Here is a 21351-nt window from a genome sequence, read left to right as displayed (position 1 = left end):
GCATCGCCTCGATGCGCATTTTTTATTAGGCAAATTTCGCGATCCATCCTCTGATCACTGCGGGCATCATCTCGGGCGGAAGAAGCTGGATCAGCATGCGCAGCGAGTAGATCCCCGTCAGAGCTACGGCCAAGGCGCCGATGCCTATCGCCGGCCATAACGGCAAGACCCAAAATGCCGAAAATACCAACACCGATGCAGGCAGGAAAAGCAGCACGTGCCTGCGGTTGGCTGCGGACCCGCGGAAGCCGGTAAGCCGCCGCACGATCACGTAAATGAGGATGCTATGCCAGACGTAGAGGCCGAAAAACGCCATGCCGGCTCCTGGCGTACCGAACTTCGATACGAAGTGCCATGCCAGCCCTACATGCACGAGCGTGGCCGCCACCTCCGTCCAGAAGAAAATGGCTTGGGCACGCTTCGCCAAGATGATGAAACCCATCGGCCAGGCGATGATCCTGAGCATCATGCCAAGGCAGATCCATCGCAAGAGATCCACCGCCCCATGAAACTCCGAAGAATAGAACAGGCTCATCATGAGCGGCGCCAGCGTCAACGTGGCGAGCAGACCAGGGCCGGCAAGAAGGATGCTGATTTCCATCTGTTCATTGACGAGGCGGTTGCATTCGGCGTGATTGTCCGCAGTCGTGGTCAGGCGCGGATAGAAGTCCGTTCCCATCGCCTGCAAAATGAAGCCGGCATAGAGACCGCCCAACCCCCAGGCCGCCTGATACAATCCTGCGGCCATCACGCCCCCGTCCTTCAATACGATGATGCGGATCGCATAGGCCGCGCCGAAGGTCAGAAGTCCGCTCGCCATGAACACGGCGCCGAATCTCAGCAGAGGTGCCCACTCTTGACCAAATTGGCGAGCCGACATTCGCGGCGAGTGTGCGCCTATCCGTCTGCTGTACCACCAGGTGGAGAGTGTTGTGACGGCCGCAATCGCTACGACCGACGGTGCGATCGCCTGCGCGCCGAACAGGTAAATCAGCGGGACAGTGCTCACTGTGCTGAAAAAACCTACGAGCACATTGATGCGGGCAAGATTTGCAATGCCACGTAAGCCCTGGATCAACGCCGTCTGCCCGGACGACACTATCCGGAAAAATACAGCGAGCGAGAGCAGCGCGATGCCACCGGCGTGCTGGTAGTCGCCGAAGGTGAAATCCGAGACCGGAAATGCCAGCGCTGCAAGAAGGAGCGCGCCAAGCAGGCCGAGTATTATCGATATGCGTCTTAGCGCTTTCGCCGACTGTGCGATCCTCGCTTCGTCGCCGGTACCGGCGGCCTCGGCGACCTGGCGCACCCCGCTGCCGCCCAGTCCCAGACCAGCGGCCGTTTGCGCGATATCGACGATTGACTGGTAGAGGCCCATGAGCCCCACGCCTTCTGGCCCAAGCAGAACGGCCAGGGCCTTGTTACGAATGACGCTTAGAGCGACGTTCACGAGCGAGGAACCGCCCATCAGCATCGTCGACTTGAGGATCTGGGTATAAGTCTGCCCACTGGCTGGGATCATGCGCAAAGTCATCAATTGTCCTTGGCCGCTATGCTGTGGGGCGGGATCTCCGGCGCAATGTCGCCGACATGTTGCCCAACGCCGCTTCGGAGATACGCGGCACAGGCATTGCTGTTGAGGCAGGAAGCGAATTTAAGACCTGGTCGGGTTTATGGCAGCTTGTATCAAGAGCAATTTCTCTCGCGCAGGTAGTCGGAGCGCCTTGGCGCTGGTCAATCGTCCGCTGCGAGTTCGTTTGCAATACATGCTTTTCGCGGGTCACTGGCTTGCCTGACTGGCGCGTGTTTCAGTTTCACGCGGCAGGTCGGCGGGCGCGGCCTGAGACACGCGATCCGCAATGGGGGGTCGAACGACCCTCACAACATCACCCGGGATCAGTGCCGTTGTCTCGGAGGCCTGGAACTGCCTGATTTGGCCTTCGCTTCGCCGGCTCACCGTAAACGTCAGCGGGAGCGCCTCGTCGGTGATATTCGAGCTTCCCCCTGTCGCGAGGTCATCGAGAAGCAGTTTTTGCGTCATCTCGCGCTTCAATTTGAGCTGGTCGAGACTTGCCTGTTCCGACTGCAATTCGGAAGCGACTTCGCTTCGCCGCGTATCATAAAGCCCCTCAAGATTTCGCGTTGTCTCACTGATCGCCTGACGGCCCCGCATGATGGCGGTGACAAGGTCGAGCCGATCGGAGCGGTAGGTGGTGAGCAACCGTTCCAGATCCAATTGACGCGACGAAACGGTGAGGCCTTTCGAAACCAGTGTTTTGACGCTGGTCAGCTGGTCCTCGATCGATTTGATATTGTCCTCCGAGCCCTGCACCTTCTCGCCCAGCATGCCGACTTCACTATTCAAAAGATCACGCAATTCCGTGAGCGCCTTCGACTGCCTGTCCAGCGCATTTGCGCGAGCCTGAAAAATGACCCGTTCCTCGTTGTATATTCCCGCGGCGTATTGCTGATTGACGCCGAGCGTCTGATCGAAAATTATCTCCTTTGCCCCTGTCATCTCTGCTTGGAGCCGTGCTAATTTGGCAGTGCTGCGCAGCAGGGAGTGGTCGATTTCCCGCAGCTCGCCCGCGAGTTTGATCGTCTGCGATTGCTGCAGACTTGTGGCGCGGAACGGGCCGCCGCTCATTGCCAGGGATTGCAGGACGGTAAGTCCTGAGCGGAATTTGTACTGCCCAGGCGTGGTTACGTCTCCGACGACATAGATTGGCGGGTATTCGAGAATTTCGATCGTGACTGCGGGTGGCTGAACCAATCCGATTTTTTCTTGCAGACGCTTGGCAATCTCGTTCGTGAGGCTGGTGTTATCGCGATTGCCGACGGAAACGGATCCAAGAAAGGGCAAAAAGACAGCGCCTTCATCCGAGACGGTATATTCACCGCCAAGCGCATCCCATCTTTCATATTGGCCTTTGGACTGCATCCATTGGACAATCGTCAGACGGATTTTCGTCTGCGGAGCAAAAGCAGTGTCATCGGCGAGAGCCGGCGGCACAGCTCCGGCAAGAAAGACGAGTGTACTGATGACAAGCGTCGCCGGAAAGAACACGTTAAGAACGCGATACGATAGCTTCATTTACATGTCCAGCCTGCAAAAGCGTCCTTAAACGGACACCGGTTCAATGCCTTAGGCGCTACGCGAGCATCGGGCGCCAGGTCCGAAGCCGCAATGCCAGTGTGCAATCTGGCGAAGCCTTGAGGAAGGTGGCGGTTGTTTGCATCGCCCTATCATTATTGATGAGGTGGGGGAGGGGGCTTAGCCTAAACCGAGTAGGAACATATACCTTCGGCGCGGTACAGAGGCATCGGCCCGAGAAACCACGAGGTCATGCGCGCAGGAAGAGGCGCGCTAAAGCATGTCGCGCAAAAGTGTGCAACGGTTTTGCGCTAACGACATGCGTAAAAGTAAAGTTCTAAAGCGCGACGCGCTTTAGCCGCGAAGGACAGCGATCCCTCGCCGCAGAGCCGTCGTGTTTGGATCGTTGATTTTGCAAGTCGATGATATTGACCGGCGGCGTCGCCTTATCAGTCGGCGCAAAGAAAAAGGCCTCCAAACGAACACCTTGCGTGTCTCGCCCATCACGTCGTCCATGCCAACACTGCGGTTTGCCCAAAGGATGCCGCCTGTAGAGCAAAAGGCGTAGGACCTACTCGCTTATTTTTGGGCTATCATTCAGGGCTTCGTAGCAAACGATCCCCGTAGATTCGATCCCGACAATCTCGCGAGAGAAGGCCACGCCATGTATCGCAACGCTCGCCGGTGGACATCACGCTCACTCCTGCTGGATTCGTTGGTTCCCCGATGGTTGACCGTCGGCGGAAAGGGAAGGCCTCGCAAGCCTGCCGATAAGCGCGAGGATAGTGCTCAACTTGCGACATCCGTGCAAACGGCGGATGGAAACAAGCATGATGGTACGCTTGTCGACAATCCCCACAACAACGCGGCGCTCAATGAGCATGATGTTGGACAGAGTGCGGGCGTGATCGGCGACGCGGACAGTGGGGTGGATATCAGCCACCCAGCGCCGTCCTTGCCTGCCCTGCCTGACGCTTTCGCAGCAAATCGCGAGACCGGGGTTCAAAGCGGGAACACTGCCGCGTCTCGGTTGTTCGCCCACACGCCTGGTTTTGCAGGTTTCGAGCGGGATGCGCGCGGCGTTGCATTCGGGGCGCAATCGTCCCTTTATCGCAGCTACGCTGGAATGAGCCTCATAGGCGACGATCCTTTGGCTCCGTATTTGCCGCAAAGCCCTGCACCGAGAGTTTCGGGAGAAGGATCTGCCGCGGTGACGGGCGAGCGTGCTCACTCGGGCAATGTCGTCATTCTCGAATCGAGCCCGTCAGCGCAGGCGACTGCGCATCAGACTGGCGCGGATTCACTGGCGTTTGGCATGCCCTTTGGTGTGTGCGGATGCGGCTACTTTACCTCCCCCACGCGGATTCTCGATTGGGCCCACGGCGGCGCCGTGCTTCAACAGGACGGTCAATTGCCGGGAACCAGGCTGACCGAGGGGCCGGACTTTGTATCGACGATCAAGCGGGCCATCGGCGCCTCGACCAGCGACCCGCTTCTCGATCGTAACCTGTCCCCTCTCTCGGGCTGGCGCGGGACCGCAACGTGGACGGCGGATTCGACGATCTTGAACGGATCGTTGCCAGGAGGCGGAGAAATCGGAACGGGCACCGCCACCAAGGGTATCGGCACTCTTTCCGGCTCGGTGACGACGCCACCTTCTACGCAGCGATCGTTGACGACGCAAAATCTGGCGGCCGCGGCTGCGGCCAACAACCTGATCGTGCTGGAAAACCAGAAGCAGGGTAACCCGGAGAGCGAGTGGGGCATCGACGGCGCCGGCAGCTCCAACATCGAAGGGTTTGCGACCGACATCAGCGTCGACAACGGCAAGACCATCAGCTTCAAGATCAATACCAATTCCACCAACTACCGGATCGATATCTACCGGCTCGGCTATTATGGCGGCATGGGCGCCCGCAAGGTCGACACCATTCAGCATACCGGATTGCAGACTCAGCCAAATCCGTTGCGCAACGCCTCGACCGGCACGGTGGATGCCGGCAACTGGGCTGTGTCGGCCTCATGGACCGCACCGGAGGACGCCGTATCGGGCGTCTATATCGCCAAGCTCGTGCGTCAGGATGGCACCTCCGGCCAAAATCATATCCCGTTCATCGTGCGCGACGACGACAGCCAAAGCGACATCGTCTTCCAGACGGCAGACCAGACCTGGCAAGCTTACAACGGTTGGGGTGGGGCAAACCTCTATGGCGGCAACGGCCCGGCGACGGGGCAGGGTGCGGGTCGCGCCTATGCGGTCAGCTACAACAGACCGATCGCGACCCGTGGCGGGGTTGGCACTTTTGCCGGTCCGCAGGATTATCTGTTCGGCGCTGAATATGCGGGCATCTATTGGCTGGAACAGAACGGCTATGACGTCTCCTACCTGTCGGGTGTCGACGCCGACCGCTATGGCAGCCTGTTGCTCAATCACAAGACCTATATTGATGCCGGGCACGACGAATACTGGTCTGGACAGCAGAGGACGAACGTCGAAGCCGCGCGCGATGCGGGCGTCAACCTGATGTTCTGGAGCGGTAACGAGGTCTATTGGCGCACCCGTTGGGGCAATGCCTATAGCGCCGACGGTACGCCTTATCGCACGCTGATCTCCTACAAGGAGACATTCTCGCCCACCGCGAGCATCGACCCTTCCAACGAATGGACAGGCACATTCCGTGATCCGCGCCTCAGCCCACCCGCCGTCGGTGGCGGAAACCCGGAAAACTCACTGACCGGACAGTTGTTCAAGGTCGACGATGTCGGCAGCAATCTCCAGGCGATCACTATTCCCTATGACGACGCCAACCTGCGCTTCTGGCGCAATACCAGCGTTGCCAATCTTCAGCCTGGCCAGACGGCAACGCTCACCAAGAACTATCTTGGTTACGAATGGGACGAAGCGGTCGATAACGGCTTCGATCCAGCCGGTCTTGTCAAGCTATCGTCGACGACGCTTCCGGTCAGCACCTACTTGCTCGACTACGGAAACACGACCGGCAATGCGACCTCGACCCACAATCTGACGCTCTATCGTGCGCCGAGCGGTGCATTGGTGTTCGGCGCCGGTACCGTCTACTGGACATGGGGCTTGAGCGACAATCACGATAATCAGGCGACCCCCACTGATCCCCGCGTGCAGCAGGCAATGGTCAATCTGCTTGCCGACATGGGCATTCAGCCGGGAACACTACAATCCGGACTCGTTGCCGCAACCGGTTCCACGGACAATGTTGCACCGACCTCCATCATCACCGTACCCGCGACGGCGGCCGTTGGATCCACCGTGACGATTACAGGCACCGCTGCCGACACGGGCGGCGGGGTCATCGCCGGTGTCGAGGTTTCCACCGACAACGGGGCGAGCTGGCATCCGGCGACGGGTGATGAGAATTGGACTTATTCCTGGTCGCCGCAGGTCGCCGGTAGCTACACCATCCGCTCCCGCGCCGTTGACGATAATATCAACCTCGAAACGCCCTCGTCCGGGCGCACGGTCACCGTGAGCGGACCGAGTTACACATCTCTCTTCGGTTCGGCAACGCCAGCGGTCGTCAACACCGACGATACCTCGGCTGTTGAACTCGGGGTCAAATTCCAGACCTCTGCGGCTGGCACCATCACCGGCATTCGTTTCTACAAGGGCAGTCAGGATACGGGCACGCATACCGGTTCATTATGGTCGAGCACCGGTACACGGCTTGCGACCCTCACCTTCACCAACGAGACCGCCAGCGGCTGGCAGACCGCCTATTTCACCAGCCCGGTGGCATTGACGGCCGGACAAACCTACACCGCGTCTTACCACACGAATACCGGTCACTATTCGACAACCGCCGACTATTTCATCTCCAATGTGACGAGCGGGCCGCTGACGGCGCCGGCCACCGGCAACGGCGTGTACACTTATGGCAGCGCCAGCCTGTACCCCACAAGCACCTTCCGGTCGACGAACTACTGGGTCGATGTGATGTTCAATCCGTCGGCCTCCAACACGACGCCGACGGCAGTTGCCGATGCGGGGAATGCGACCGAGAAGGGTGGCGTGGCCAATGGTTCGGGCGGTGTGGTTGCCAGCGGCAACGTGCTGACCAACGACACCGATGCGGATGCCGGTGACACCAAGGCGGTGACGGCGATCCGCTTCGGCGCTACATCAGGTACGCTCGGCACGGCGCTGAACGGCACCTATGGCAGTCTCGTGCTCAGCGCATCGGGCGTCTATAGCTATGCCGTCAACGAGAGCAATGCCGCCGTGCAGGCGCTGCGGCAGTCGACCAACACGCTGAGCGATGTCTTCAGCTATACGATGCGTGACACGGCCGGCGCCACCGCCACGGCAAACCTGACCGTCACCATCCACGGCGCCAACGACGCGCCGGTGCTGGCGGTCCAGACGGCTAGCCAGAACGCCACCGTCGGCTCTGCCTTCTCCTTCACGCTGCCGACGACCACCTTCACCGATGTCGACAGCGGCGAGACGCTGGCCTATGCGGCAACGTCTGCCGACGGCACGGCGCTGCCTGCCTGGCTGAGCTTCAATGCCTCGACGAGGATCTTCTCCGGAACGGCGACGACATCAGGTAGCTATGGCGTCAGGGTGACGGCAACCGACCTCGGCGGCCTTGCCGCCAACGAAACCTTCAACATCGCCGTGTCGACATCAGGCAACACGACGCCGACGGCAGTTGCCGATGCGGGGGATGCGACCGAGAAGGGTGGTGTGGCCAACGGTTCGGGCGGCGTGGTCGCCAGCGGCAACGTGCTGACCAACGACACCGATGCAGATGCCGGTGATACCAAGGCGGTCACGGCGATCCGCTTCGGCGCTACATCAGGCACGCTCGGCACGGCACTGAACGGCACCTATGGCAGTCTCGTGCTCAGCGCATCGGGCGTCTATAGCTATGCCGTCAACGAGAGCAATGCCGCCGTGCAGGCGCTGCGGCAGTCGACCAATACGCTGAGCGATGTCTTTACCTATACGATGCGCGACACCGCCGGTGCCACCGCCACGGCAAACCTGACCGTCACCATCCATGGCGCCAACGACGCGCCGGTGCTGGCGGTCCAGACGGCCGCCCAGAACGCTACCGTCGGCTCTGCCTTCTCGTTCACGCTGCCGACGACGACCTTCACCGATGTCGACAGCGGCGAGACCCTCACCTATGCGGCAACGGCGGCCGACGGCACGGCGCTGCCTGCCTGGCTCGCCTTCAACGCCACAACGCGGACGTTCAGCGGCACGCCGACGACATCAGGCACCTACGGCGTCAGGGTGACGGCAACCGACCTTGGCGGCCTTGCCGCCAACGAGACCTTCAATATCACTGCGACAGTGGCGCCTGCGACCTACAGCCTGTTTAACGCCTCCAGCACACCGGCCCAGACGAACCTCAACGACGGTCAGCAGCTCGAGGTCGGCGTCAAGTTCCAGTCGAACGTCGTCGGTGATATTACCGCCATCAAGTTCTACCGCAGCGCCAACGACAACGGACAGAACGTCGTCGATCTGTGGACCACGACCGGCACCAAGCTCGCCACCGCCACCTTCTCCAACACCACGGCAAGCGGCTGGCAGACGGTGAACTTTACAACGCCCGTCACCATCGCCGCCAATACCACCTATATCGCGTCCTACCACACCACCGGCGCTTACGTGGCGAGCAATGGCTTCTTCGCCAACGGCGTCAGCAACGGTCCGCTGTCAGCGCTGTCCAGCGCTGCGGCTGGCGGCAATGGCGTCTATGCCTACGGCGGATCTGCCACCACAGGTCTCTTCCCGACCAGCACCTTTGACTCGGCAAACTATTATGCCGATGTGGTCTTCCGGCCGCAGCTCGCAGCTTGACGCGTCGAACGAGGTTAGAGACGGTTTCGAATGAGGCTTATAAAACGCAAATGACAGTCGCTCCGAATGCCCTCATTCAAGGGATGCCGATAAACAGCATCGACCGGCTGCCGGTCACAGTGCTCTCGGGTTTTCTCGGCGCCGGAAAGACGACGCTTCTCAGCCACGTGTTGACCAATCGCGAGGGCCTGCGGGTCGCCGTCATCGTCAACGATATGAGCGAAGTGAACATAGACGCCAGTCTTATTCGAGACGGCGGCTGTAACCTGTCGCATACGACGGAGACGTTGATCGAGCTCAGCAATGGCTGCATATGCTGCACCCTGCGCAACGATCTCCTGACCGAAGTGCGGCGACTGGCCGAAGAGGGGCGATACGACTATCTGTTGATAGAGGGGACCGGCATTGCGGAGCCATGCCCTATCGCGGCAACCTTTTCATTCCGCGACGAGAACGGTGTTTCGCTCTCCGATTTTGCGAAACTCGACACGATGGTGACCGTCGTCGACGCCGCAAGCCTCTTGGCCGATTACAGCAGCGCTGATCTGCTTCGCGATCGCGGCCTGCAGCGGGACGGTGACGACCGGCGCACGCTCATCGACTTGTTGGTCGACCAGATCGAGTTTGCCGATATTGTCGTGATCAACAAGATCTCGGATGCGACCGAGGAGGTCCGCGCGGAAGTCCGCAAGACGGTGGCTGCACTCAACCCGGATGCCCGCCAGGTGGAGACGGACTTCGGCAAAGTTTCTCTTGCAACCGTCCTCGACACGGGCCTCTTCGATGAAGCAAAAGCCGCCGCTCACCCGTTGTGGCACAAGGAACTGTACAATCCGGGCGACCATGTTCCGGAGACGGAGGAGTACGGGGTATCGAGCTTTGTCTATCGCACGAGACGTCCCTTCGACCCCAAGCGGTTTCGAGCATTCCTGGACGAGCCCTGGCCGGGGGTAATCCGCGCCAAAGGCCATTTCTGGCTTGCCACGCGCCCGCGTCACGTGGGTTTGATGTCGGCTGCCGGGGTGCAACGGCGCTGTGAACCTATGGGGCTCTGGTGGGCGGCCGTTCCCCGACAAGACTGGCCCAGCCATCAACAGTTTCGTCAGCATATCGAGAGCCGATGGGACAGCGCTTGGGGCGACCGTCGGCAGGAGCTCGTGTTCATCGGTGTTGATATGGACGAGACAGGTGTCCGCACCGCGTTGGACGACTGCCTGGCCAGTTCGGATCCGCGGGACTGGTCGGCTCTCGAAGATCCGTTTCCGGCCTGGTAGCAGGCGACGCGGGAGTACCGGCTCGACCGGCCGGACCGGCGAAACAATACCGAACTAGAATTCCTCTTCACCCAGAGTCGGCCACTGAGCAGTAGCCGGAGGCAGCTTTGCGGCCTTGTCGGTCGGGTATGCGGTGAGGGTCATCATATCGGAGTACGGAGTATCACCCACATACCCCAGATTGCTGTCGTACATTCCCATACGAAAGCTGGCAGGATGAAGCCTTCCAATGCTGGTAGACGGGAAACGGGGACGCCGCTCTTGCTGAGATTTCATGTGAGGAATCGCGAATATCTAAGTACTGCCGGCGGCACGCCGAGCGTCTGTCACCCACCCTCCGTCTGGACCGCACTGCTTGGAACTGCGACCGTGGTGTCTTCAAGCACTCAGGGTCCCTACGGTTTTGCCAATCAGGGCAGCGCAACCGTCCAGTCCTCCTTCTCCGGCACGGTCACATCTTCCCTGATTTCATCAGGCGAGATGCAATCGTCCCCCTCGACGGCGATGCCGGCGCCTGCGGGAGATAGCGGCGCGCAAGACAGTTTCACCAAGACGGCGTCGGCTGCGACGGTGTTCCAGACGCCTTCCTCGACATCGCAACGCACCGTGCTTGCCCCGGATCCGTCCGAGGAGGCTGCGACACTGCCTGCCGCTCCCGCACTTACGGGCGTTACCACCGATGCCGACGCTGGAAGCTCCAAGACGGCGGCGCCGGTCAGCTCTTCCAGCACTCTTGGCACGACTTCGTTGCGCCTTCAGGCCTCGATAGCATCTATCTCTGTGGAGCCGAGCCAGGACGTTTCTGCTGAGACGACCGCGGCCCCGACGGCACTGGCGGCACCGATGGCGGCGGTTTCGGCTGCGGCGACACCCAACAAGATCGCGCTCGAAAACCTGAAGCAGGGCAACCCCATTAGCGAATGGGGACTGGAGGGCGATGGCAACGGCACCATCCAGGGCTTCGCCACCGAAATCAGCACCAATATCGGCCAGACGGTCGATTTCAAGATCGCCACCGATTCAACCCACTACCGCATCGATATTTACCGCATTGGCTATTACGGCGGGGCCGGCGCGCGCAAGGTCGACTCGATCGAGCAATCGCTGACATCGGCGCAGATCCAGCCGCACCCGATCGTCGACATGTCGCTCGGCCTCATCGATTGCGGCAACTGGTCGGTATCGGCGAGCTGGCAGATTCCCGACGATGCCGTCTCGGGCGTCTATTTCGCCAAGCTGGTGCGCGAGGATGGCACCGAGGATGCAAGCATCATCCCCTTCGTCGTGCGCGACGACGCCTCCACCAGCGATATCGTCTTCCAGACATCCGATACCACCTGGCAGGCCTATAATGCCTGGGGCGGCGCCAGCCTCTATTATGGCGAAGTCCCGGTCGATCCGGCCGACATGATCGGCTACCTGCCGCCGAACTGCAGCTGCGGCCTGACCGCGATCGGCCGTGCCTCGGCCGTCAGCTACAATCGCCCGATCATCACCAATACCAGCCCGATCGGCGGCCCGCATGATTTCGTCTTCGGCGTCGAGTCTTCGGCGATCCAGTGGCTGGAGCAGAACGGCTACGATGTTTCCTATATCTCTGGCGTCGATGCGACGCGTAGCGGCAGCCTGCTGCTGAACCATGATGCCTATCTCTCTGTCGGTCATGACGAATACTGGTCAGCCGAGCAGCGCGCCAATGTCGAGGCGGCCCGCGATGCGGGTGTGAACCTCGCCTTCTGGAGCGGCAACGAGTGCTACTGGAAGGTGCGCTGGGAAAGCAGCATCGACGGCAGCGGCCAGGCCTATCGCACCATGGTCTGTTACAAGGAGACCTGGGGCACGAGCACGGATCCGAGCGCTACCGGCACCGGCACATGGCGCGATCCGCGCTATGCCGATCCGGGACAGGAGCCGGAGAATTCGCTGACCGGCACGATGTTCCAGGTGGACAGCTACCGTTCCGATACGATCACCATCCCTTACGACTATTCGAACCTGCGCTTCTGGCGCAACACCGATGTCGCCGAGCTGGAGGAGGGCGAGACCTATAATCTGGTGCAGAACCTGCTCGGTTACGAGTGGGATTCCGACGTCGAGAACGGCTTCCGGCCGGATGGCCTCATCAACCTGTCGCTCTCCTCGATCGCGGTCAGCACCTATCTGCGCGACTACGGCACGACGGTCGGCGATGCGGTGGCGACCCACAGCCTCACCATGTACCGGGCCGAAAGCGGCGCGCTCGTCTTCGGTGCCGGCACCGTCTTCTGGTCCTGGGGCCTGAATGCCAACCACCAGGGAGCGCAGACGCCGACCGATCCCAACGTGCAGCAGGCGATGGTCAACATGTTCGCGGACATGGGCATCCAGCCGACCACGCTCGATGCGAGCCTGATCCTCGCGACCCAATCGACCGACGCGTTGAAGCCGACCTCGTCGATCTCGTCGCCGATCATTGGCGCCAGCTTCGTTGAGGGGCAGCGCGTCACCATCACCGGCACGGCGCAGGATTTCGGCGGCGGCATCATTGCCGGTGTGGAGGTTTCCACCGACGGCGGCCAGCACTGGTTCAAGGCCACCGGCCGCGAAAGCTGGAGCTATAACTGGGTCGTCCAGGCAAGCGGCACCTATACGATCCTGTCGCGCGCCGTCGACGACAGCGTCAATCTGGAGGCACCATCGGCCGGCAAACAGGTCACGGTTACCCTGCCGGGCACACAGGGCCTGTGGACGCTGGCGGAAAAGCCCGCGGTCGAAACGGCGATCGATCGCGATCCGGTCGAGCTCGGCCTGCGCTTCCAGGCGACGACGGCAGGCTCCGTGCAGGGCATCCGCTTCTACAAGGGCTTCTACAATACCGGCGACCACGTCGTCAGCCTCTGGTCCGGCAACGGAACCCTGCTTGCAACCGGCGTGTCGGTGGGTGAGTCGCTCTCCGGCTGGCAGACGGTGATGTTCTCCTCGCCGATCCAGATCGCCGCCGGTACGACCTATGTGGCCTCCTATCACAGCAATGGATTCTTCTCCGTCACCGAGAACTATTTCAGCGAGCCCTATGCTAGCGGCGCGCTGAAGGCCGTCGATGGCGGCGGCGTCTTTGCCTATAGCGGCACCAGCACGTTCCCCGGTCAGAGCCCCGGCGGCTCGAACTATTGGGTGGATGTGGTCTTCGATGCCGGCCCCAACAGCCAGCCGGTCGCAACCGACGACAGCGGGCTGATCATCGGCCATAACGGATCGCTTGTTATCTCGATTGCCGCACTCGTCGCAAATGATGTCGATGCCAATGGCGATGCGCTGACCATCACCGCCGTTGGCAATGCCCTCAACGGCACGGTTGCTCTCAACACGCAGACCGGAACCATCACCTTCACGCCGGCTAATAACTATTCGGGCCCGGCAAGCTTCGCCTACACGCTGTCGGACGGGCGCGGCGGTACGGATCAGGGCAATGTCAGCCTCACCGTTCAGGCCGCTCCGGCCGGCGAGACGCTGTTTACGGGAAGCGAGGGGCCGACCGGCGGCAGCTTCAACGACAATACGGCGATGGAACTCGGCATGAAGTTCGTCGCGTCCTCGAACGGCACGATCTCGGGAATCCGCTATTACAAGGCTGCCGGCGATACCAGCGTGCATACAGGCTCCATCTGGAGAGCGGACGGCACGCTTGTTGCCACGGTCACCTTCACCAACGAGTCGCTCTCCGGCTGGCAGACCGCGACCTTCTCCACGCCGCTGCAGATCACGGCGGGTGCGACCTATGTCGCCTCCTACCACACGACCGGCAGCTATGTGGCGACCGCAGGCTATTTCAACACGGCCCATACCAACGGCTCGCTGACGGCGCTGGCCGGTGCGAACGGCGTCTATGCGGTCGGATCGGGCTCGACCTTCCCGACGCAGAGCTACCAGTCGTCGAATTACTGGGTCGATGTCGTCTTCAACCAGTCGACGGGCAATACGGTGCCGGTTGCCGCCAACGACAACGGCTACACGACCTATGCCAACACGGCCCTGTCGATTGCCGCTGCCAACCTGCTTGCCAATGACAGCGATGGCGATGGCGACCCGCTGAGCATTACCGGCGCAAATGGCGCGGTCAACGGAACGGTGACGTATAACAGCCAGACCAACACGGTGATCTTCACGCCGAACTCGGGCTATACGGGCGTCGCAAGCTTTTCCTATTCGATCTCGGACGGGCAAGGCGGCACGGCTTCGGCCACCGTCAGCCTCACGGTCAATTCGCAGCCCGGCGGCGGCACGACCTCGAGCCTGTTTACCAGCGCCGACACGTCGGGGGTTACCGCCGCCAATGATGCCAACTCGGTCGAACTTGGCGTCAAGTTCATCGCTTCCGGCAACGGCCAGATCACGAGGCTCACCTATTACAAGAGCGCTCAGGATACCGGCACGCATGTCGGCTCGCTCTGGACCACGAGCGGCCAGCTCCTTGGCCAGGCAACCTTCATCAACGAGACGGCAAGCGGCTGGCAGACGGTTTCCTTCACGCAGCCGATCAATGTCACGGCCGGCGTCACCTATGTGGCGAGCTACCATTCCAACGGCTTCTATTCGGCGACCGCGAACTACTTCACGACAGACTATACGAGCGGCGCGCTGACGGCGCCGGCAAGTTCGATCAGCGGCGGCAACGGCGTCTATGCCTATGGCACGGGCAGCCTGTTCCCGACCGCCTCCTACAATGCCAGCAATTACTGGGTGGACGTGCTCTATCAGCAGGGCGCGCAGAATGCGGTTCCGGTCGCAGCCAATGACAGCGGCTACTCGGCCAATACGGGCACGCCGATCACCATCCAGGCCTCGGCGCTGCTTTCAAACGACAGCGATGCCGATGGCGATCCGCTCACGATTACCGGTGTCAGCGGCGCCGTCAACGGCTCGGTCGCCTACAATGCCCAGGCCCAGACGGTGACCTTCACGCCGACCGCAGGCTATTCGGGACCGGCGAGCTTCAGCTACGCGATATCAGACGGCAAGGGCGGCACGGCCACGGCCCAGGTTGCGCTCAGCATCAACAACCCGGCTGCAGGCCCGGAGCAGAACCTCTTTGCCGCCAATGCGACGCCTGCAATCGTCTCCACCAACGACAATCAGCAGGTCAATCTCGGCATGAAGTTCCAGGCCGATACGGCAGGCTGGATCACCGGCATCCGCTTCTACAAGGGCACCGACAATACAGGCCCGCATAACGGCTATCTCTGGACTGCCTCGGGCACGCTGCTCGGCAGCGTCGCCTTCAGCAACGAAACGGCAAGCGGCTGGCAGACTGCGACACTCACCCAGCAGGTGGAGATCGCCGCGGATACGACCTACGTCGTTTCCTACAGCACCAACGGCAATTATTCGGCGACCGGCAATTACTTCAGCGCCGATGTGACGAATGGCGATCTCAGGGCGCTCAGCGGCAGCAACGGCGTCTATGCCTACGGGTCGAGCGGGCTGTTCCCGAGCGCCAGCTATAACAGCACAAATTACTATGTGGACGTAGCATTCAGACCGCAGCTCGCGGCGTAAAGCCCGCGAGCATGTAAGGCCAAGCATCTGTAAAGGGTAACGAGATCGATGATGGGTGCAGACAACAGATTGCCGGTAACGGTTCTCGCCGGGTTTCTCGGCGCCGGCAAGACGACTGTCCTCAACCATGTCCTGAGCAATCGTGAGGGTCGCCGGGTTGCTGTCATCGTCAACGATATGAGCGAGGTCAACATCGATGCGGATCTCGTGCGCGAGGGGGGTGCAGACCTCTTGCGCACGGACGAGACGCTGGTAGAGCTCACCAATGGATGCATCTGTTGCACCCTGCGCGACGATCTCCTGAGCGAGGTTCGCCGACTCGCTAGCGCCGGCCGCTTCGACTATCTGCTGATCGAGGGCACCGGCATTGCCGAGCCGCTGCCGGTCGCAGCCACCTTCTCCTTCCGCGACGAGAGCGGGGCAGCACTCTGCGATGTCGCGCGGCTCGACACCATGGTTTCCGTCGTCGATGCGGTCAATCTTCTCGCCGATTACCAGAGTGCCGAGTTCCTTGCCGATCGCGGCGAAAGGCGTGACGCGGACGATGAGCGCAAACTCGTCGAACTCCTCGTCGAGCAGATCGAATTTTCCGACGTCGTCATCATCAACAAGGCAGCCGATGTGCCGCTTGTAATGCTCTCGGAGGTTCGCCGGGTCGTCGCGGCGCTCAATCCGGATGCCCGCATCATCGATGCGGTCTTCGGCCAGGTGCCGCTTGGCGCGATCATGGATACCGGGCTCTTCAGCGAAGCGAAGGCCGCCCGCCATCCGTTCTGGCACAAGGAGCTTTACGGCTGGGGCGACCACGTGCCGGAGACCGAGGAATACGGCATTGCGAGCTTCGTCTATCGCAGCCGCCGGCCTTTCGATCCCGCGCGGCTGAGCCGCGTCATAGAGCAGCCATTGCCCGGCATCATCAGGGCGAAAGGGCATTTCTGGCTGGCGACCCGGCCGGATGAGATCGGCCTGCTGTCGATTGCCGGCACGCAATGCCGCATCGAGAACAGGGGGTTCTGGTGGGCCTCGGTGCCGCGGGCGCACTGGCCGCGGCATCCGCAATTCCGCCAGTTGCTTGACCGGCATTGGGATGATGTCTGGGGCGACCGTCGTCAGGAGCTGGTCTTCATCGGCTCCGGCTTTGACGAGGCGGCGATCCGTGCCGCGCTCGACGATTGCCTGGCGGGGGAGGAGACGGGTTTCGATCCGCAGACCGCCATCGGCCTTCGCGATCCGTTTCCGGCATGGCGGCACGATACGCATCGGACCGAAAAGTGTGAAGCGGTTTTCGGATAATCCGATGCGTCGACTCAAAGGTGAACAGGTTTTGATTATCAACCAGAGGAGAGAACAATGAGCAACGAACTTTATGCAGATGGCATCGGCGAAATCACCATCACCGGAACGATCGTGCGCATCGACCTGATGTCGCTCTCGGCCACCGATCGTGACGCCAACAACAATCCGAAGCCGGTCTTCCGCCAGCGCATCATCATGCCGGTCGATGCCTTCGCCAATGCGGTCGATCTCATGCAGAAGGCGCTTGGCGGGTTAGTCGAGGCGGGTGCGGTCCGTCGCATCGGCGATATGCCAGCTGCGGCTGCTGCCGATATTCAGACGGTGCAGGCCGGCGCTTCGAACGCCTCGCCGAACTTCAACTGATAAAAAATATGCCTCGGTCTCGTATTGTTTCGGGTGGGCCATGAGTGGTTTTCTGCATACCAACCTGCACTGTCTTGCGCTGGTCGCGCGTCATCACGGTGTCGATCTTGCTCCTGAACGACTGCAGCACGATTATGCCGTCGGCAACGATCCCGTTGCCATGCGGCAGCTGCTGCGCATGGCCAAGGATGCCGGCCTCAGGGCAAGGCATCTGACGCTCGACTGGCGATCCCTGTTCCAACTCGGCGAGGCCTTCCCGGTGCTCGCCGAGTTGACGAACGGCAACTGGGTGGTCATCGCCGGCGCTGTCGGGAGCGGGGAGGATGAGAGAATCCGCGTTCTCGACCCGCTGGCATCACGCGCCGAGGTGATGATGCTCAGCGAAGAGCAGTTCGCCAAGGCCTGGCTCGGATCGGTGATCCTGCTGAAGCGCAACTATCGCATATCCGATGAGGACCGGCCCTTCGGCTTCCGCTGGTTCGTCCCCGAGATCATCAAGCAGCGCAGCTTCTTCCGCGACGTCGCGCTCGCCGCCTTCGTGCTCTACGGGCTGGGGCTGACGACGCCGATCTTCTTTCAGCTCGTCATCGACAAGGTGCTGGTGCATCAGAGCTATGCGACGCTGACGGTTCTGACGGCGGGCATCGCGATCGCGCTCGTCTTCGACGCGACGTTCACCTTCCTGCGCCGCTATCTGCTGCTTTATGCGACGAACAGGATCGACATCCGCGTCGCGACCCGCACCTTCGGCCATCTGCTCAACCTGCCGATCGCGCTCTTCGAGCAGGCCTCGGCCGGCGTTCTCGTCAAGCATATGCAGCAGACCGGGCGCATCCGCGAATTCCTGACCGGCCGGCTGTTTCTCACGCTCCTGGACGGCGTTTCGCTGCTGGTCTTCGTGCCGATCCTGCTTCTCTACAGCGTCAAGCTGACGCTTGTCGTGCTCGGTTTCGCCGCCCTCGTCGGGCTCGTGGTGATGATGCTCGTCGGGCCGTTCCAGCGCCGGTTGCAGGCGCTCTACCAGGCCGAAGGCGACCGGCAAGCATTGCTGGTGGAAACCGTGCACGGCATGCGCACCGTCAAATCGCTGGCGCTGGAGCCACGCCAGCGCAAGGTGTGGGACGATTATTCGGCCCAGGCGATATCCGTGCGTTTCCGGGTCGACAAGATCTCGACCATCGCCCAGGCGATGACCGGGCTGCTGGAGAAGCTGATGAGCGTCGCGATCATCGGCCTCGGCGCGCTCGATGTCTTCAGCGGCGCGATGACGATCGGCGCGCTGGTCGCCTTCAACATGCTCGCCGGCCGGGTCTCGGGACCACTGGTGCAGATCGTCACCATGGTGCACGAATATCAGGAAGTCGCGCTCTCCGTGCGCATGCTCGGCGAGATCATGAACCAGCGGCCGGAGCAGGCGGGCCGCGGGCGAGGTGTTCGGCCGCATCTGCAGGGCCGCATCGAATTCGACAGGGTCAGCTTCCGTTATGGCCCGGATAGCGCGCCGGCGCTCGACAATGTCTCCTTCGCCATTCCGGCGGGCTGCCTCTTCGGCGTGGTCGGCAAGAGCGGCTCGGGCAAGACGACGATCACAAGGCTCATCCAGGGGCTCTATCAGAGCCAGGAAGGCCTCGTGCGCATGGATGGCTATGACAGCCGCGAGATCGACCTCGTGCATCTGAGAACGAGCATCGGCGTCGTGCTGCAGGATAGTTTCCTGTTTCGCGGCTCGGTGCGCGAGAATATCGCCGCCGCCAAGCCCGATGCCAGCATCGAGGAGATCATGGAAGTCGCCCGCATTGCCGGCGCCGAGGAGTTCATCGAGCGCCTGCCGCGCGGCTTTGACACGATGCTGGAGGAAAACGCCTCCAATCTGTCAGGCGGCCAGAAGCAGCGGCTTGCCATTGCCCGAGCGCTGATCACCGATCCGAAGCTGTTGATCTTCGACGAGGCGACGAGTGCGCTCGACCCCGACAGCGAGGCGATCATCCGCGAAAATCTGAGCCGCATCGCTGCTGGCCGCACCGTCATCATCGTCTCGCACCGGCTTTCGACGCTCGTCGATGCCGATGCCATTCTCGTCATCGAGCGTGGCAAGGTCGCCGATATCGGCCGGCACGATCAGCTTGTATCGCGCTGCATGACCTATCGCCACCTGTGGTCCCAGCAGATGAGGCAGGTCGCATGAATGCGCACAGCAGTAAACCCAGCGAAAATCTGCCGGTCCCTTCAGGCAAAGGCCCTTCAGACAAGGCGCCCTCGGGGAAGGGCAGGGAGCTTACCGCCCGCCCGCCGTTACCGCCGGCAATTGCCGAATTCCAGTCCGACGCCGTCGAGTTGGAGGAACGCGCGCCGCCCAGAGTTGCGCGCATGACGCTCTACTGCGTGACGGCGCTGATTGTTTCGGCGATCATCTGGGCCTCGGTCTCGTCGATCGATGAGGTGGTGATTGCGCCCGGCAAGCTCGTCACCACCCAGCCGACCATCGTCGTCCAGCCGCTCGAAACCTCGATCATCCGCACGATCGAGGTGAAGGCCGGGGAAGTGGTGCATGCCGGGCAGACGCTCGCGACCCTCGACGCCACGTTCAGCCAGGCCGATGTCGACCAGCAGCAGGCGAAGTTCTCCGCGCTCGACGCCCAGGTGAGGCGCATCGAGGCCGAGCTTGCCGGCGACGACTACACGAAGATGGCGGGAGATACGCCCGACCAGTTGCTGCAGGCGCAGCTCTTCGGCCAGCGACAGGCCTTTTACATGGCGCAGCTGCAGAATTTCGAGCAGCAGATCGCCGGCCAGTCGGCCGCTCTTGCGGCGAGCGAGAACCAGGAGGCCGTGCTCAACGACAGGCGCGATGGGCTCTCGCAGATCGAGGCGGCGCGAGAGCGGCTCTATAACAAGCAGAGCGGCTCGCTGATCACGCTGCTCGGCTCGCGCGACGCCCGCCTCGACGTCGAGTCCGATCTGACGGCCGTTCGCGGCCGGGCCGAGGAGGCCGCGCACTCCTATGCCAAGCTCCGAGCCGACCGCCAGGCCTTCATCGAGGATTTCCGCCGCGCCGCAATGGAGCAACTGGTGGAATTGCGCGGCCAGCGCGACATGGCTGACGAGGAACTGAAAAAGATGGAACTGCGCCGCAACATGGTGGTGCTGACCGCACCCGCCGATGCCGTCGTGCTCGATCTCGCCCAGCGCTCGGTCGGTTCAGTGGTGCGCGAGGCGGAACCGGTCGTGACGCTGGTGCCCATTAACGTGCCGCTCGAAGCCGAAGTCTCGATCAACACCCGCGATATCGGCCGCGTGGCCGTCGGCAAGGAAGCCCGCATCAAGCTCGACGCCTATCCTTTCCAGAAATACGGCACCGCCTCGGGCGAGGTGAGAACCATCAGCCAGGACACCTTCCTCACCGGCCAACAGGAGCAGACCGAGACCCCGAGCCAGCCGGCCGCCCCCTTCTTCAAGGCGCGGATCCTGCTTGCCGATACCCGGCTGAATGCCGCAGGTATGCCGGTGCGGCTGCTTCCCGGGATGACCGTGTCCACGGAAATCAAGGTCGGCAACCGTACGGTGATCTCCTATTTCCTCTATCCGCTGCTGCGTGGCCTCGATAATGCAATACGCGAACCGTAGGACGCGGCGGATCAGTTCGCCCCGACGGGATCCCGTGTGAGCTTCGAGGCAGATATTTCGCATCTCATAGCTACGCCTGATCTGCCCGCAGAACACGCGCCGCCGAGACCAGCGTCGCCCGGCCGTCAACGACCTTCGACAAAACCTCGATCCGCTGCAGATCACGCTCGCTCATCGCAATCAGTCCCATCCGCAATCTCCACCCGGGGAGTGTGACATTCCAACTTTGCAGAAACAGGACACTTCAACTTTGCGGCTACACACAACTTGTCAAAGCTGATTAGATGCGCAACGCTGTCAGCCATTTAGAAATG

General features: G+C 61.6%; 10 protein-coding genes. 7 read left to right on the top strand and 3 right to left on the bottom strand.

Going from position 1 to position 21351, the window contains the following annotated elements; translation table 11 throughout:
* Positions 1 to 25: 25 nt before the first annotated feature.
* The 3 genes from FY112_RS33715 to FY112_RS38350 all read right to left on the bottom strand — a co-directional run bounded on the left by FY112_RS33715 (position 26) and on the right by FY112_RS38350 (position 4037).
* On the bottom strand, positions 26 to 1534 hold the full coding sequence (locus FY112_RS33715) for an O-antigen translocase (protein ID WP_017957530.1): 1509 nt from the start codon (positions 1532 to 1534) through the stop codon (positions 26 to 28).
* 246 nt (positions 1535 to 1780) lie between these two features.
* Positions 1781 to 3094, bottom strand: a complete 1314-nt coding sequence (locus FY112_RS33705) for a polysaccharide biosynthesis/export family protein (RefSeq protein WP_077979670.1) — start codon at positions 3092 to 3094, stop codon at positions 1781 to 1783.
* Between the two features lie 697 nt (positions 3095 to 3791).
* A complete protein-coding gene (locus FY112_RS38350; RefSeq protein ID WP_231285844.1) occupies positions 3792 to 4037 on the bottom strand; it encodes a hypothetical protein in 246 nt (81 codons plus the stop codon).
* 267 nt (positions 4038 to 4304) lie between these two features.
* On the opposite strand from FY112_RS38350, the gene FY112_RS33700 reads away from it, so the two are divergent.
* The 7 genes from FY112_RS33700 to FY112_RS33670 all read left to right on the top strand — a co-directional run bounded on the left by FY112_RS33700 (position 4305) and on the right by FY112_RS33670 (position 21037).
* On the top strand, positions 4305 to 8945 hold the full coding sequence (locus tag FY112_RS33700; protein WP_246700821.1) for a N,N-dimethylformamidase beta subunit family domain-containing protein: 4641 nt from the start codon (positions 4305 to 4307) through the stop codon (positions 8943 to 8945).
* Positions 8946 to 8995: 50 nt separating this feature from the next.
* Positions 8996 to 10219, top strand: coding sequence for a GTP-binding protein (locus FY112_RS33695; RefSeq protein ID WP_017957527.1), 1224 nt, complete (start codon positions 8996 to 8998; stop codon positions 10217 to 10219).
* 216 nt (positions 10220 to 10435) lie between these two features.
* On the top strand, positions 10436 to 15754 hold the full coding sequence (locus FY112_RS33690; RefSeq protein ID WP_151520312.1) for a DUF4082 domain-containing protein: 5319 nt from the start codon (positions 10436 to 10438) through the stop codon (positions 15752 to 15754).
* A gap of 48 nt (positions 15755 to 15802) precedes the next feature.
* Entirely contained in the window at positions 15803 to 17047 is a 1245-nt protein-coding gene (locus FY112_RS33685) for a GTP-binding protein (RefSeq protein ID WP_151520311.1), read from the top strand.
* A 57-nt stretch (positions 17048 to 17104) separates the two neighbouring features.
* Positions 17105 to 17413: a hypothetical protein gene (locus FY112_RS33680; RefSeq protein ID WP_003549393.1), complete on the top strand. Its 309-nt coding sequence runs from the start codon at positions 17105 to 17107 to the stop codon at positions 17411 to 17413.
* A gap of 40 nt (positions 17414 to 17453) precedes the next feature.
* Positions 17454 to 19598, top strand: a complete 2145-nt coding sequence (locus FY112_RS33675) for a peptidase domain-containing ABC transporter (RefSeq protein WP_017957523.1) — start codon at positions 17454 to 17456, stop codon at positions 19596 to 19598.
* Positions 19595 to 21037 carry an HlyD family type I secretion periplasmic adaptor subunit gene (locus FY112_RS33670; RefSeq protein ID WP_151520310.1) on the top strand — a complete coding sequence of 481 codons (1443 nt, stop codon included), beginning with the start codon at positions 19595 to 19597 and terminating at the stop codon, positions 21035 to 21037. The genes FY112_RS33675 and FY112_RS33670 overlap by 4 nt, the downstream gene beginning before the upstream one ends.
* The last annotated feature ends 314 nt before the right edge of the window (positions 21038 to 21351 follow it).

The organism is Rhizobium sp. PEPV16, assembly GCF_008919455.1.
Classification (GTDB): Bacteria; Pseudomonadota; Alphaproteobacteria; order Rhizobiales; family Rhizobiaceae; genus Rhizobium; species Rhizobium leguminosarum_Q.
This window is presented reverse-complemented; position numbering and strand designations above follow the sequence as displayed.

Coding starts and splice junctions, on each gene's coding strand:
- FY112_RS33695 (WP_017957527.1), top strand. CDS start 8,996: ATGACAGTCGCTCCGAATGCCCTCATTCAAGGGATGCCGATAAACAGC.
- FY112_RS33680 (WP_003549393.1), top strand. CDS start 17,105: ATGAGCAACGAACTTTATGCAGATGGCATCGGCGAAATCACCATCACC.
- FY112_RS33690 (WP_151520312.1), top strand. CDS start 10,436: ATGAAGCCTTCCAATGCTGGTAGACGGGAAACGGGGACGCCGCTCTTG.
- FY112_RS33705 (WP_077979670.1), bottom strand. CDS start 3,094: ATGAAGCTATCGTATCGCGTTCTTAACGTGTTCTTTCCGGCGACGCTT.
- FY112_RS33675 (WP_017957523.1), top strand. CDS start 17,454: ATGAGTGGTTTTCTGCATACCAACCTGCACTGTCTTGCGCTGGTCGCG.
- FY112_RS33715 (WP_017957530.1), bottom strand. CDS start 1,534: ATGACTTTGCGCATGATCCCAGCCAGTGGGCAGACTTATACCCAGATC.
- FY112_RS33670 (WP_151520310.1), top strand. CDS start 19,595: ATGAATGCGCACAGCAGTAAACCCAGCGAAAATCTGCCGGTCCCTTCA.
- FY112_RS33685 (WP_151520311.1), top strand. CDS start 15,803: ATGATGGGTGCAGACAACAGATTGCCGGTAACGGTTCTCGCCGGGTTT.